The following is a 14,754-nucleotide window of genomic DNA, read 5'->3' as shown; positions in this document are numbered from 1 at the left end:
ACGGCAACAGGTCACGGCCGGGTACGGCGACGGGCACCGCCCCGGCGGGAGCGCCGCCGGCCCGTGCCGGCCTCCCCGTCGTCATCGCCCTCGGAGTCGGAGTCGCCCAGCGCGTCCGGGTCGTCCGCCCCGGCGAGCCGGGCCGACTCGCCGGTCTGAGCGTCGGCCGCGGCCGGGGTCTGCGACTCGTACCGGGACAGGTCGTAGCCCATGGTGTCGTGGTAGCCGTTGTCGGCCGCCGGGGCGGCAACCTCGACCTCGGGGGTCTCGGTGGTCTCCACCACGGTCCGCTCCACCGTCGCCGCCTTGCGGGCGCGCCGCCGTGCGGAGGGGGTGGTGGCGGTGGCCGTCGGCTCGGCCGCCGGGGTGGTCACCGCCGAGGCGACGGCCTTGACCCGTTCGCCCGCGCCGCCACCGGTACGCGGCTTCTCCGGCACCGGCTCGGTGTGGATCACCAGGCCCCGACCCTTGCAGCACTCGCAGGGCTCGCTGAACGCCTCCAGCAGACCGGCCCCGATCCGCTTACGGGTCATCTGCACCAGACCGAGCGAGGTGATCTCGGTCACCTGGTGCTTGGTGCGGTCCCGGCCCAGGCACTCGGTGAGCCGGCGCAGCACCAGTTCCCGGTTGGACTCCAGCACCATGTCGATGAAGTCGATCACCACGATGCCGCCGATGTCCCGCAGCCGCAGCTGGCGGACGATCTCCTCGGCCGCCTCCAGGTTGTTGCGGGTGACCGTCTCCTCCAGGTTGCCCCCGGAGCCGGTGTACTTGCCGGTGTTGACGTCGATGACGGTCATCGCCTCGGTGCGGTCGATCACCAGCGAGCCGCCGGAGGGCAGGAAGACCTTCCGGTCCAACCCCTTGATGATCTGCTCGTCGATGCGGTACTCGGCGAACACGTCGGCGGTGCCGACGTACCGGCGTACCCGGTCGACCAGGTCCGGCGAGACGTGCGACAGGTACGACTCGACCATGCCGTACGACTGCTCGCCCTCGATGACCAGCTCGCGGAAGTCCTCGTTGAACAGGTCCCGGACCACCCGGATGACCAGGTCGGGCTCCTCGTAGAGCAGCACCGGGGCGCCACCGGCGGTCGCCTTGGCCTGGATGTCCTCCCACTGGGCCTGCAACCGCTTGACGTCCCGGGCCAGCTCGTCCTCGCTGGCGCCCTCGGCGGCGGTCCGCACGATCACGCCCGCGCCGTCGGGGACCAGCTTCTTGAGCACGTCCCGCAGCCGCTTGCGCTCGGTGTCGGGCAGCTTGCGGCTGATCCCGGAGGCGTTGCCGTTGGGCACGTAGACCAGGTGCCGGCCGGAGAGCGCGACGTGGCTGGTCAGCCGGGCACCCTTGTGCCCGATCGGGTCCTTGGTGACCTGGACCAGCACCGAGTCCCCGGAGCGCAGCGCCTGCTCGATCGAGCGGGAGCGCCCCTCCAGGCCGGTGCTGTCCCAGTTGACCTCACCGGCGTACAGGACGGCGTTACGTCCCCGCCCGACGTCGACGAAGGCCGCCTCCATGCTGGGCAGGACGTTCTGCACCTTGCCCAGGTAGACGTTGCCGGCCATGGTGCCCGACGAGTTACGGGTGACGTAGTGCTCGACCAGGACGCCGTCCTCCAGGACCGCGATCTGGGTACGGTCGCCCCGCTGGCGTACCGCCATCACCCGGTCGACCGCCTCCCGGCGGGCCAGGAACTCCGACTCGCTCAGGATCGGCGGGCGGGTCCGGCGCTGCTCCCGACCGTCCCGGCGGCGCTGGCGCTTGGCCTCCAGCCGGGTCGAACCGGAGACGCCCTGCACCTCGTCGACGGCCTTGCGGGGCTCCCGGATCTTGACCACCGTGGGCACGCCGTCGTCGGCGCCACCCTCGACGTCACCGGCACCCCGACGGCGACGCCGCCGACGACGACGGGTCAGCCCGTCCCCGTCGCCCTCGTCCTCGGCGTCGTCGCCCTCACCCTCGGCCTCGGCCTGGGCCGGTTCCTCGGTCTCGTCCTCGTCGGTGTCGTCCGCACCGCCCTTGCCCCGGCCCCGTCCCCGGCGGCCCCGGCGGCGACGGCGACGCGCGGCGGCCGACTCGTCGTCGTCCTCGTCCTCGTCGTCGACGCCCTCCTCGGCCTCGCCGGTGGGCTCCTCCGCGACGACCTCGACCGGCTCGACGGCCTCCACCGGCTCGGCCTCACGGCGGCCACGGCGACGCCGCCGCCCGGTCTCGACCGGTTCCTCGACGGGCTCCTCGGCGACCGGGCCGGGCTCGACCACCCGGAAGGTGGGCGGCTCCTCCGGCAGCGGGGCCATGAACAGGACGGTCGGCGCGGCGATCGCGGCCCGCCGCCGGCGGGTACGCGGCTGCGGCTCGGCCGGCTCCGCCGGCTCGTCGGCGGCCGGCACGGCGACGCCCGGCGACACCTCCCCGGTCTGTGCGCCGGCGGCCGGCGACGTCGACCCGGCGGCCGGCCGGTCGGTCGCGGGCTCCTGCGCCACGGGCTCCGCGACCACGGCCTGGTCGGCTGCGGGCTCCTCGGCCTCGTCGGCGACGGTCGGCTCGGCCGGGGCAGCCGCCTCCACGGCGGGCTCCTCCTCGGGAGAATCACTCTGAGCTGCGGAAACCTCACCCACCGACGCCTGGCCGGTCACCACCTCGGCGGCCGGCGGAGACGCCGGGGCCTCGACGGGCGGCTCGGTCGCCGCCGGGGCGACGGCCTTCTTCCGCCGGGTCCGGGTCACCTTCACCGGCGGCACCAGTTCCGCGCTGCCCTCCTCGACCCCGTCGACGACCACCGGCTCCTCGGCGGCCTTGGCCGGGGTGGCCTTGCGACGGCGGCGGGTGGTCTTCGGCGCGGAGTCCAGCTCACCGGCGACCGGGACGATCACCTCGGCCTGCTGTGACTCGTCGGTGGCCGACGGGGCGCTGCCGGACGCCTCGGCGGGCGCTCCCCCGGTCAGTTCCGGCTGGCTCAGCGGCGCGACCCGTCGCCGGGTGGCCCGCCGCCGGGTCGGTGCCGCCGTGCCGTCCGTGGACGCCGCAGCGCCCTCCGGTGGCGTGGCGGCGGCTCCCGCGCCGGTGCCGATGGTGCTGTCGGCGGTGTCCCCGGCCGGCTGGGAACCGGTCCGTTCGCCGCCCTCGGGCTCGTTCTCGAGCATGGACGTTCTCCAGTTCTGGCGGCCCCGGGCGCGGGTGAGCGCTGCCACGCAGGATCGCCGCAAAAGTGTTTCCGCCGGGCGCGCGACGTGCGCGACCGCCGAAGTCTGCCTGCCAGAACGCCGACCGACGGTCAGCGTTCTCCGATGGCTGCCCCGCCGCGATCCGCGTCCAACGGATCCACGATCGCGCCCTGCGCGGTCAACACGCCCTGCGCCAGCCGGATCACCCTCGGGGAGACCGGCGGCTCCAGGGCGGCCACCACGCGGAGGCCGGAAAGGACGTCATCGGGTCGTACGGACGGGGTGACCTGCCGTACGACCAGTTCGAGTATCGCACATGACGGCTCCGCTGCCCCGGAAGGCGTCTGCACCGGGGGCAACACATCGATGCGGGTCACCGCGTTCCGCGCGTCGAACGTCCGCCGGCCCTGCTTGGTCATCCGCTCGACCTGCACCTCCTCGGCGGCCACGAAGGCGGCGACCGCCCGTTGCGCCACCGCCTGCTCGACCCCGGGCAGCTCGATGCGCCAGTACGACGCCTCGATCCGTTCCGCCAGGCTGCCCCCGGTCGCGACCACCACGTCCAGCACGTCGAGGCCGGGCGAGAGCGCCGCGTCGAGGGCCACCCGTAGCTGCTCCGGGTCCACCGCCGCCTGGAGGCCGACCTCCAGGTACTCCGCCTCGCTGGCCACGCCGGTGGGGGCGGCGCTGGCGTAGGAGATCTTCGGGTGCGGGGTGAAGCCCTGGGAGAAGGCCACCGGCACGGCGGCACGGCGTAGGGCGCGCTCGAAGGCGCGGGCGAAGTCCCGGTGGGAGGTGAACCGCAACGGCCCGCGCTTGGCGTACCGGATGCGGACACGCTGGACGACGGGCGCCTGCCCGCCCTCCGGCTGTGGTTTCCTGCTGATCGTCGTACTCCTCGGTCTGGTCACCGGTCCCCGTGGCGCGGGCTGCCGGTGACGATAGCCGCACACCCGCCGCAACGGGACGGGCGGCCCGCCGTGGCGCGCCGCCCCGTCCCGTCGCCTGTCACTGCTGGGCGCCGGTGGGCACCTTCAACGCGGTCACCGGGGTGAGCGGTAGGAGCTTGCGGCCGGTGGGCCCGATCTGGATCTCGGTGTCCATCGACGGGCAGACGCCGCAGTCGAAGCACGGGGTCCACCGGCAGTCGTCCTGTTCGTACTCGCCCAGCGAGTCCTGCCAGTCCTGCCAGAGCCAGTCCTTGTCCAGGCCCGAGTCGAGGTGGTCCCAGGGGAGCACCTCCAGTTCGTCGCGCTCGCGGGTGGTGTACCAGTCCAGGTCGACACCGAAGCCCGGCAGCACCGCTGCGGCGGCGTCCACCCAGCGCTGGTACGAGAAGTGCTCGCTCCAGCCGTCGAACCGGCCACCGTTGCGCCACACCTCGTGGATCACCGCGCCGACCCGGCGGTCACCCCGGCTGAGCAGGCCCTCGATCAGCGACGGCTCACCGTCGTGGTAGCGGAAACCGATGGCCCGGCCGAGCGAGCGGTCCGCGTTGATGGCCTGCTTGAGCAGCTTGAGCCGGCCGTCGATGACCTCGGGCCGCTCCATCGACGCCCACTGGAACGGGGTGTGCGGCTTGGGCACGAACCCGCCGATCGAGACGGTGCAGCGGATGTCCTTGGAGCCGGTGGCCGCCCGCCCGGCCCGGATCACCTCGTGCGCCATGTCGGCGATCTCCAGGACGTCGGCGTCGGTCTCGGTGGGCAGGCCGCACATGAAGTACAGCTTCACCTGCCGCCAGCCGTTGGTGTACGCGGTGACCACCGTACGGATCAGGTCGTCCTTCGACACCATCTTGTTGATGACCTTGCGGATCCGCTCCGACCCGCCCTCCGGGGCGAAGGTCAGCCCGGTACGCCGGCCGTTGCGGGACAACTCCTGCGCCAGGTCGATGTTGAACGCGTCCACCCGGGTCGACGGCAGCGACAGCGACACGTTGGTGCCGGCGTACTGCTCGGCCAGGCCGGAGCACATGTCGCCGATCTCGGAGTGGTCGGCCGACGACAGCGACAGCAGCCCCACCTCGTGGAAGCCGGAGAACTCCAGCCCCTGCTGCACCATCTGCCCCACGGTGGTGATCGACCGCTCCCGCACCGGACGGGTGATCATGCCGGCCTGGCAGAACCGGCAGCCCCGGGTGCAGCCCCGGAAGATCTCCACCGCGTACCGCTCGTGCACCGTCTCGGCCAGCGGCACCAGCGGCTTCTTCGGATACGGCCAGGCGTCCAGGTCCATCGTCGTGCGCTTGTGCACCCGGAACGGCACGTCCGGGCGGTTCGGCACCACCCGCTGGATCCGGCCGTCGGGCAGGTAGTCCACGTCGTAGAAGCGCGGCACGTAGACGCTCTCGGTGCGGGCCAGCCGCAGCAGCAGCTCGTCCCGGCCGCCCGGGGAGCCCTCCGCCTTCCACTCCCGGACGATCGTGGTGATCTCCAGGACCGCCTCCTCGCCGTCGCCGAGCACGGCGGCGTCGATGAAGTCGGCGATCGGCTCCGGGTTGAACGCGGCGTGCCCGCCGGCCACGATCACCGGGTCGGCGTCGGTGCGGTCGGCCGCCAGCATCGGAATGCCGGCCAGGTCGATCGCGGTGAGCAGGTTGGTGTAGCCCAGCTCGGTGGAGAACGAGACCCCGAACACGTCGAACCGGCGCACCGAGCGGTGCGCGTCGACGGTGAACTGCGGCACGTCGTGCTCGCGCATCAGCCGTTCCAGGTCCGGCCAGACCGCGTACGTCCGCTCGGCCAGCACGTCGGGCAGCTCGTTGAGCACCTCGTAGAGGATCTGCACGCCCTGGTTGGGCAGCCCCACCTCGTACGCGTCGGGGTACATCAGCGCCCACCGTACGGTCGCGGCGTCCCAGTCCTTGACCACCGCGCCCAGCTCGCCACCGACGTACTGGATGGGCTTGGTCACCTGGGGCAGCAGCGCCTCCAGCCGGGGCCACACCGACAACGTGGCGTCGTGGTGCGGCGACGCGACCGCCGCGTCGTCGGTCGGGGCCGCGGCGGGGCGCGGGGTCGTGGACGGAGCACTCATGGAGCCCAAGGGTACGCGTCCACCGGCGGACGGCTCGCCGCACCGCCGACCTGCCCGCTCCCGTCAGCCGTCCCACCGTCACCGGTCGGCCGGCCGACGGGGACCGCACCGGCGGGCCCCGGGCCGGCTGTGCGAGGCTTCCCGGTCGGCGGGGGCCGAGGGCGGCCGATTGGTCGAGGTGGCGGCCCGGTACTAACCTCGCAACCGGTGCGAGAGGAGATTGCCGCGATGCCGGAGCCGCAGCCGGGAGCAGACCGGCCGGCCGACGGGGACGACCCCGTCCCGGGTCGGCAGCAGGATCCGGTGGTCGCCACCGGTCCGGCCGACCTCCCCGTACCGCCGCCCAGCGACCCCACCGACCCGGCGACGCCGGCCGCCGCACCCGCTCCGGTTCCGCCGGCCGACCCGGCCGGTGACGCCACCGCCCCCGCAGAGCCGGTCGCCGTCCCCACTGCACCAGGGCCCGCCCCGTCGCCGCCCGCCGGCAACTCCCCCGGACCCGACACGGAGTCGGAACCACCGCCGGCCCCCGACACCTCACCGCGGCCCGCCGACCCGACCGCGCAGGACGACCCGGCCGAGCGGCGCACCCCGACCGCACCGGAAGCCCCGACCGACCAGCACGACCCGGTCACGGAGGACGACCCGACCGCGCAGGGCGACCCGGTCACGGAGGACGACCCGACCGCGCAGGGCGACACGGTCACGGAGGACGACCCCACCGCGCAGGGCGGCACCGCGACGCAGGGCGGCCCGCCGGCACCTACCGGCCCTGCCGCTCAATCCGACCCGCCGGAGCCGACCAGCCCGCCGGAGCCGACCAGCCCAGCGGGTCAGGTCAGCCCGGTCGCGTCCGCCGATCCGGTGGAGTCGGCGGGGCCGGCGCGGGGGGTCGCACCCGGCCCGGTCACCCCGGCCCGGGGGTCGGCCGCCGTTCCGGGCCGGATCGCCCCGCCCGGCGCACCGCACCGGCCCGACGCCACCCGGGTGGAGCAGCCCGACGCCGGATGGCCGGAGCAGCGTCCCGACCCCACGCGGATCGAGCGGCATCCCGACGACACGCCGGTGGCGCAGCGTCCCGACGCCACCCGCGTGGAGCAGCGGCCGGACGCCACCCGGGTCGAGCACCCGGGCGGGCAGCGTCCCGACCAGACGCTGGAGGAGCCCGCGGTACCCCGGTGGAGCGGTTCCGCCGCCGTGCCCCCACCGCCGCCGCGTCGCCCCGCGTGGGGTGAGTCGGTCCAGTTCGTGCCGCTTCCGCCACCTCCACCGCCCCCGCCGGAGCTGCCCGAACACCGCACGCCGGTCGACCCGTGGGCGGGTGTCGACACCGGTGGCTGGGACGTACACCATCCGGAGCCGGTGCCGCTGCCGTACGCGCCACCGCCGACCCACCCCTACCCGGCGGCCGTCGACCAGCCGCCACCCGCCGCCGCGGCGGTCCCGCCCCACCAGCACACCCCCACCCCGCCGCACCAGCACACGCCGACCCCGCCACGCCAGCACAGCCCGGCGGCACCGTACCAGTCGGCGGCACCGGCCGGGCCGGTCACACCCTCGCCGACCCGGCCGTACCCGGTCACGCCGGTGCCCGCCGCGCGGCCGGCGCCCCTGCCACCGGCGCGCCCGGTGTCGCCACCCCCGGCCCGCCCGGCGTCACCGCCACCGCAGCCGCCGCCCACGCCGCCCCGCCCGCCGAAGCAGCGGCGGGTCCGCCCGCAGCCGCCCGCCCCGCCGCCGCAGCCACCGCCCAACCGGCCGCCCAAGGGGTACGTCCGCCGCAAGCGGCGACGCTGGCCCTGGGTGCTGCTGCTCAGCCTGGTCTGCTGCTGCGGCTGCCCCGCCTGGTTCGGCAAGCCGGCCTGGCAGCAGTACCCGGCCGACGCCGCCCTGCCCGCTCAGGTGGCCGACCTGACCCTGCGTTCGGACTCCGGCAGCGAGGTCGACAAGCTCAAGACCGAGGTGCGCAAGGCGAACCTGCTCGCCGAGGACGTCTACGCCGGGGTCTACAGCACCTCCGACGGCAAACGGGTGATCGTCTTCGGTGACACCGGCTTCCGGCTCCGGCCGGAGTCCGACGCGGACGACGCGATGGTGCGGCTGACCGACACCTTCAAGCTGGATACCCCCCAACCTGTCGACAGCGGCGTGCGGGGCCGGTACGAACGCTGCGCCACCGGCTCGTCCGACGGCACCGACGTGGTGGTCTGCACCTCGGTGGACCACGGCAGCAGCGCCACGGGTGTGTTCACCCGGCTCTCGGTGGACGACAGCGCCCGACTGCTCGCCACCATGCGCGCCCAGATCGTCATCCCGAAGCAGGGCTGAGCCCGGCCACCGTACGGAGGCCGGGCTGGTCCTGCGGTCAGCCCCGCAGGTGGGTCAGGCGGCGGTGCCGGTCACACCGGCCCGCGCCGGTCGGGTGCGGGCGCGGCGGTCAGGCCGGGGCGCTGCCGGCGGTGGGCGTACCGCCCGAGGTGGGTTCGGCGCGGCGGGGGGCGTACCGGGGGACGTACTCCTGGCCGGTGAGCTTCTGGATCTCGGCCATCAGCTCGTCGGTCATCTCCCGCAGCGAGGTGCGGTCGTCGGAGCGGCCGGTGAAGTCCAGCGGCTTGCCGAACCGGATGACGATCTTCGCCTTGCCGGGGCGGGGAATCCGGGTGCCGATCGGCTGGACCTTGTCGGTGCCGGTCACCCCGACCGGGATCACCGGCACCCCGGCCGCCACCGCCAGCCGGGCGGTGCCGGTCCGTCCCCGGTAGAGCCGGCCGTCGGGCGACCGGGTCCCCTCGGGATAGACGGCGACCAGGTCACCGCCGCGCAGCGCGGGGATGGCCGCGTCGAACGCGGACAGCGCGGCCCGGCCACCGGCCCGCTCGACCGGGATGGCCCCCAGGCCGGTGAGCACGAACTTGGACAGCGCGCCCTTCGGGCCGGTGCCGGTGAAGTACTCCGACTTGGCCCAGAAGGCGAGGTGCCGGGGAACGACGGTGCCGAGCAGCAACTCGTCGGCGACGGAGAGGTGGTTGCCCGCGAAGATCGCGCCGCCGCTCGCCGGAATGTGCTCCAGCCCCTCCACGACCGGGCGGAACGCGAGCCGCATCGCGGGTCCCACGGTGAGCTTGCCGATGGTGTAGAGCAGCGGCACGGGTCCTCCGGCGGTCGTACGGTGAAACAGGCGGTGTCACGGTAGCGGACGGACGCCCGTAGGACCCAACGGGTGCACGCGCGTCCGCCTGCTGGATGGCGCGGGTGGTCGGTGGGTCCCGGCCCGTCGGGCCGGGACCCACCGACGTCCTCACACCGGGCGGACGGTCACCGTCACCCGCTCGCCGTCGCCGACCTCACCGGCGAAGCCGTCGACGCCGTCGGCGAAGTCCACCGTGTCGGCGAGCACCTCCCGGGCCACGAACCCCGTGTACGCCGACACCGCCGCCCGGACCTGCTCGGAGGCCGACACCGACACCACGATCCGGTCGGAGATGTCCAGGTCGGCGTCCCGCCGGGCCTGCTGCACGACCCGGACCACGTCCCGGGCCAGCCCCTCGGCGGCCAACTCCGGGGTGACCTCGGTGTCGAGCACCACCACGCCCTCACCACCGGGCAGCGGCGCGGAGTGCTCGGCGTCGGCGGCGACCAGGCGCAGCTCGTACTCACCCTCGGCGAGGGTGACCCCGGCGGCGACCGGAGCGCCGTCGCGCAGCTCCCACTCCCCCGCCTTGACCGCCCTGATCACCTGCTGCACCTGCTTGCCGACGCGGGGGCCGAGCGCCCGGGGCACCACCGTCAGCACCTGCTGGCAGTAGCTGGCGACCTCCGCCGAGAACGCCACCTCCTTGACGTTGACCTCGTCGGCGACCAGGTCGGCGAACGGCCGGAGCTGGTCGGCGACCGGCGAGGCCACGGTCAGCTTCGGCAGCGGCAGCCGGACCCGCAGCCCCTTGGCCTTGCGCAGCGACAGCGCCGCCGAGCAGACGTCCCGGGTGGCGTCCATCGCCGCGACCAGGTCGTGGTCGGCGGGCAGGTCCTGCGCCGACGGCCAGTCGGTCAGGTGCACCGACCGCTCGCCGGTCAGCCCGCGCCAGATCTCCTCGGCGGTCAGCGGGGCCAGCGGCGCCACCACCCGGCAGAGCGTCTCCAGCACCGTCCACAGCGTGTCGAACGCGTCGGCGTCACCCGACCAGAACCGGTCCCGGGAGCGACGCACGTACCAGTTGGTCAGCGCGTCCAGGTAGGACCGGACGGTGCCGCACGCCCCGGAGATGTCGTACGCGTCCATCTGCGCGCCGACGGTCTCCACCAGTTCCCGGGTCTTGGCCAGCACGTACCTGTCGAGCAGGTGCGTCGAGTCGGTCCGGCGCCGGGCGGTGTGCCCGGCGGCGTTGGCGTAGAGCGAGAAGAAGTACCAGACGTTCCACAGCGGCAGCAGCACCTGCCGGACGGCGTCGCGGATCGCCGGTTCGGTGACCGCCATGTCGCCGCCGCGCAGCACCGGCGAGGACATCAGCATCCAGCGCATCGCGTCCGAGCCGTACGCGTCGAAGACGTGGTAGACGTCCGGGTAGTTGCGCAGGCTCTTGGACATCTTGCGCCCGTCGGAGCCGAGCAGGATGCCGTGGCTGAGGCAGTTACGGAACGCCGGCCTGTCGAACAGCGCGGTGGCCAGCACGTGCATGGTGTAGAACCAGCCCCGGGTCTGCCCGATGTACTCGACGATGAAGTCGCCCGGGTAGTGGTGCTCGAACCAGTCCGCGTTCTCGAACGGGTAGTGCACCTGGGCGAACGGCATCGAACCGGACTCGAACCAGCAGTCCAGCACCTCCGGCACCCGGCGCATCGTCGACCTGCCGGTCGGGTCGTCCGGGTTGGGGCGGGTCAGGTCGTCGACGGCCGGCCGGTGCAGGTCGGTCAGGCGTACGCCGAAGTCCCGTTCGATCTCGGCCAGCGAACCGTAGACGTCCACCCGGGGATAGGTGGGGTCGTCGGACTTCCAGGCCGGGATCGGCGAGCCCCAGAACCGGTTGCGGCTGATCGACCAGTCCCGGGCGTTGGCCAGCCACTTGCCGAACGAGCCGTCCTTGATGTGCCCGGGCGTCCAGTTGATCTGCTGGTTCAGCTCGACCATCCGGTCCCGGAACTGCGTCACCGCGACGAACCACGACGACACCGCCTTGTAGACCAGCGGGGTGTCGCAGCGCCAGCAGTGCGGGTACGAGTGGGTGTAGGTGTCCTGCCGCAGCACCACCCCCCGCTCCTTCAGCTCCCGGATCACCGGCTTGTTGACGTCGAAGACCTGCTCACCGGAGTACGGCGGGACCAACGCGGTGAACCGGGTGTGGTCGTCCACGGTGACGATGGTGGGGATGCCGGCGGCGTTGCAGACGTTCTGGTCGTCCTCACCGAAGGCCGGGGCGAGGTGCACGATCCCGGTGCCGTCCTCGGTGGTGACGAAGTCCGCGCCGAGCACCTGGTAGGCGTTCTCGCCGGCCTGCTCGACGAGGAAGTCGTAGAGCGGGGTGTACCGCCGCCCGACCAGGTCCCGGCCGTACACGGTGCCGACCTGCTGGTAGCCCTCCAGCTCCTTGGCGTACGCGCCGAGCCGGGCCGCGCCGACGACGAACCGTTCCCCGTCGCGGTCGAGCACCGCGTACTCGATGTCGGGGCCGACGGCGAGCGCGAGGTTGGACGGCAGGGTCCACGGCGTGGTGGTCCAGACGCCCAGCCTGACCGGCCCACGCAGCAGCTCCGGGGCGGACTCGTCGGCGGTCAGCCCGAACCACACGGTCAGCGTCGGGTCGTGCCGGTCGCGGTAGACGTCGTCCATCCGGGTCTCGGTGTTCGACAGCGGCGTCTCGCACCGCCAGCAGTACGCCAGCACCCGGAAGCCCTCGTAGACCAGGCCCTTGTCGTGCAGGGTCTTGAAGGCCCACATGACGCTTTCCATGTAGTCCAGGTCGAGGGTCTTGTAGTCGTTGGTGAAGTCGACCCAGCGGGCCTGCCGGGTGACGTACCGCTCCCAGTCCTGGGTGAACTCCAGCACCGAGGAGCGGCACGCGTCGTTGAACCGGGCCACCCCGAGGTCGAGGATCTCCGCCTTGCTGGTGATGCCGAGCTGCTTCTCGGCCACCACCTCGGCGGGCAGGCCGTGGCAGTCCCAGCCGAAGCGCCGCTCGACGTGCCGGCCGCGCATGGTCTGGTAGCGCGGCACCACGTCCTTGACGTACCCGGTGAACAGGTGTCCGTAGTGCGGCAGGCCGTTGGCGAACGGCGGGCCGTCGTAGAAGACGTACTCGTTCTTGCCGTCGTCGCCGGCCGGCCGGGCCGTCACCGACGCCTCGAAGGTCTGGTCGGTGCGCCAGTGCTCCAGGACGCGGCGCTCGACGTCGGGCAGGTCCGGGCTCGCCGGGACGCCGGCGGCGGTCGGGTCGTGCAGCGGATAGCCCATCGGGGGTCGCTCTCCTCTGGCAGCTCACTCAGTCGTGGTCTGCGAGGACGAGCCCTGTCCGGTACGCCGTCGTCGACGCTCCGGGCCTGGCCCGCGGTACCACCCCGCTTGACGGTCAGGATCGACCGCCCGCTCGTTGGCCGGCTGTGACGGGCCGCCCCGTCCGGTTCTAGTCGGACCCTGCGGGCCCTTTCTTCCGGAGGCTCACCGGTGATGGCCGGGTCGTCGCCTGTACCGGCAAGGATACTCGACCTGTCCGGGTCGCCGCCGCCGAGTAACGGGGGTGCGGGCGGCCGGGCCGGCCCATAGATTCGCGGCCATGGGTGAGCACGCGATCGAGGCGGTCGGGCTGCACCGCAGCTACCGCAGCCGGACCGGATGGTTACGACCACAGCGCCGGGAGGTGCACGCCGTCGCCGGGGTGGACCTCGCGGTCGGCCACGGTGAGCTGTTCGGCCTGCTCGGCCCGAACGGCGCCGGCAAGACCACCACCATCAAGCTGCTCAACACCCTGCTCGTCCCGACGGCGGGCACGGCGAGGATATGCGGCTTCGACGTGGTCCGGCACACCCGGGAGGTGCGCCGTCGCATCGGGTACGTCTTCGGCGGCGACCGGGGGCTCTACGACCGGCTCTCCGCCCGGGACAACCTGCGCTACTTCGCCGAGCTGTACGGCGTGCCGGGCCGGGAGCAGAAGCGCCGGATCGCCGAACTGTTCGAGCTGGTCCGGTTGACCGGCCGGGAGGACGACCGGGTCGAGGGCTACTCCCGGGGGATGCGCCAACGGCTGCACATCGCCCGGGGGCTGCTGCACCGGCCCCGGGTGCTGTTCCTCGACGAACCGTCGATCGGGGTCGACCCGGTGGCCGCCCGGGAGCTGCGACAGACCGTCGCCGACCTGGCCGCCACCGGCACCACCGTGCTGCTGACCACGCACTACATGGCCGAGGCCGACGAGTTGTGCGGCCGGATGGCGGTGATCGCGGGCGGCCGGATCCAGGCCCTGGGCACCCCCGCCGAGCTGCGCCACCACGCCGACGGCCGGCGGGTGCTGGAGGTGGAGGCGTACGGGGTGACCGACGGGCAGCTGGCCGCGATCCGGGCCCGGCCGGGCGTCCGCGAGGTGAGCCTGGCGGTGCACGGGGCGGCGCAGGTCCTCGGGGTGCAGTCCGACGCGGGGGTGGACGTGCAGGCCGACGTGCTGCGGGAGCTGGACGGGGTACGGCTGGGCCGGGTGACCGCCCGGCAGCCCACCCTGGAGGACGCGTACGTGGCGATCGTCAACCGGGCGGCGGCGCCGACGCCGGTGGCCGGGCCGGTGCCGGCGTGAACACCCTGCGGATGATCGCGGTCGGTGCGCTGCTGCACGTCAAGCAGCTCAGCCGTTCCCCGTTCGAGATCGCCATCGCGTTGATCGTCCCGGTGGTGCAGGCGACCCTGGCGGTCTACCTGTTCCGGGCCGGCGGTGAGCCGGACCGGCTACTGGAGGCGGCGGTCGGCGCGGGCCTGATGGGGGTCTGGTCGACGGTGCTGTTCGGCTCCGGCGGGGCGATCCAGAACCAGCGCTGGCAGGGCACCCTGGAGATGATCATGCTAGCACCCCGGTCGCCGGCGTTGGTGCTGCTGCCGGTCACCCTGGCCACCGGCATCACCGGCACGTACGCGATGCTCGCCACGCTGGCCTGGGGCCGGCTGCTGTACGGCATCCCGCTCGATTTCGCCCACCCGGTGGCCTTCCCGGTGGCCGTCGCCGGCTGCATCGCCGGGCTGGGCATGTTCGGGCTGCTGCTGGCGTCCGGCTTCGTGCTGCTGCGGCACGCCAACGCGCTGGCGAACACGCTGGAGTACCCGATCTGGTTGGTCTCCGGGATGCTCGTGCCGGTCACCGCGCTGCCCGGCTGGACCGGGCCGGTCGCCGCGGTGCTGCCGACCACCTGGGGTGCCCGCGCGGTGCACGAGGCCGCGTCCGGCGGGCCGGTCTGGCCGGCGCTGGCCGTCTGCCTGGCGATCAGCCTGACCTGCCTGGCCGCCGGCTGGGCCCTGATGACGTACGTCGAGCGCCGGGCCCGGGTCACCGCGACCCTGGCCCTGGCCTGAGGAGGC

At 73.6% G+C, this 14,754-nt stretch carries 8 protein-coding genes; 3 read left to right on the top strand and 5 right to left on the bottom strand.

From position 1 onward, the window contains the following. Positions 1–11 precede the first annotated feature (11 nt). The 3 genes from ACN265_RS05420 to ACN265_RS05410 form a co-directional block, all read right to left on the bottom strand. On the bottom strand, positions 12–3,146 hold the full coding sequence (locus tag ACN265_RS05420; RefSeq protein ID WP_421406238.1) for an Rne/Rng family ribonuclease: 3,135 nt from the start codon (positions 3,144–3,146) through the stop codon (positions 12–14). Between the two features lie 131 nt (positions 3,147–3,277). Continuing rightward, positions 3,278–3,997, bottom strand: a complete 720-nt coding sequence (locus tag ACN265_RS05415; RefSeq protein WP_204926471.1) for a TIGR03936 family radical SAM-associated protein — start codon at positions 3,995–3,997, stop codon at positions 3,278–3,280. A gap of 178 nt (positions 3,998–4,175) precedes the next feature. Then, positions 4,176–6,206, bottom strand: a complete 2,031-nt coding sequence (locus ACN265_RS05410; protein WP_421406237.1) for a TIGR03960 family B12-binding radical SAM protein — start codon at positions 6,204–6,206, stop codon at positions 4,176–4,178. Positions 6,207–6,413: 207 nt separating this feature from the next. Between ACN265_RS05410 and ACN265_RS05405 the strand changes: the two genes are divergently transcribed. Then, positions 6,414–8,534: a hypothetical protein gene (locus tag ACN265_RS05405; RefSeq protein ID WP_421406236.1), complete on the top strand. Its 2,121-nt coding sequence runs from the start codon at positions 6,414–6,416 to the stop codon at positions 8,532–8,534. Between the two features lie 109 nt (positions 8,535–8,643). Here the strand turns inward: ACN265_RS05405 and ACN265_RS05400 are convergent, their stop codons facing one another. Together ACN265_RS05400 and ileS are read right to left on the bottom strand one after the other, a co-directional pair. After that, positions 8,644–9,354: a lysophospholipid acyltransferase family protein gene (locus tag ACN265_RS05400; protein WP_204926266.1), complete on the bottom strand. Its 711-nt coding sequence runs from the start codon at positions 9,352–9,354 to the stop codon at positions 8,644–8,646. A 150-nt stretch (positions 9,355–9,504) separates the two neighbouring features. Continuing rightward, a complete protein-coding gene (gene ileS, locus ACN265_RS05395; RefSeq protein ID WP_421406234.1) occupies positions 9,505–12,651 on the bottom strand; it encodes an isoleucine--tRNA ligase in 3,147 nt (1,048 codons plus the stop codon). A gap of 319 nt (positions 12,652–12,970) precedes the next feature. Between ileS and ACN265_RS05390 the strand changes: the two genes are divergently transcribed. Beyond that, positions 12,971–13,981 carry an ABC transporter ATP-binding protein gene (locus ACN265_RS05390; protein WP_357932043.1) on the top strand — a complete coding sequence of 337 codons (1,011 nt, stop codon included), beginning with the start codon at positions 12,971–12,973 and terminating at the stop codon, positions 13,979–13,981. Continuing rightward, positions 13,978–14,748, top strand: coding sequence for an ABC transporter permease (locus tag ACN265_RS05385; protein WP_421406233.1), 771 nt, complete (start codon positions 13,978–13,980; stop codon positions 14,746–14,748). Before ACN265_RS05390 ends, ACN265_RS05385 begins: the two co-directional genes overlap by 4 nt. Positions 14,749–14,754 lie beyond the last annotated feature (6 nt).

Source organism: Micromonospora sp. WMMD730 (genome assembly GCF_049178955.1).
GTDB classification, from domain to species: domain Bacteria; phylum Actinomycetota; class Actinomycetes; order Mycobacteriales; family Micromonosporaceae; genus Micromonospora; species Micromonospora wenchangensis.
This window is presented reverse-complemented; position numbering and strand designations above follow the sequence as displayed.

Coding starts and splice junctions, on each gene's coding strand:
- ACN265_RS05410 (WP_421406237.1), bottom strand. CDS start 6,206: ATGAGTGCTCCGTCCACGACCCCGCGCCCCGCCGCGGCCCCGACCGAC.
- ACN265_RS05420 (WP_421406238.1), bottom strand. CDS start 3,146: ATGCTCGAGAACGAGCCCGAGGGCGGCGAACGGACCGGTTCCCAGCCG.
- ACN265_RS05390 (WP_357932043.1), top strand. CDS start 12,971: ATGGGTGAGCACGCGATCGAGGCGGTCGGGCTGCACCGCAGCTACCGC.
- ileS (WP_421406234.1), bottom strand. CDS start 12,651: ATGGGCTATCCGCTGCACGACCCGACCGCCGCCGGCGTCCCGGCGAGC.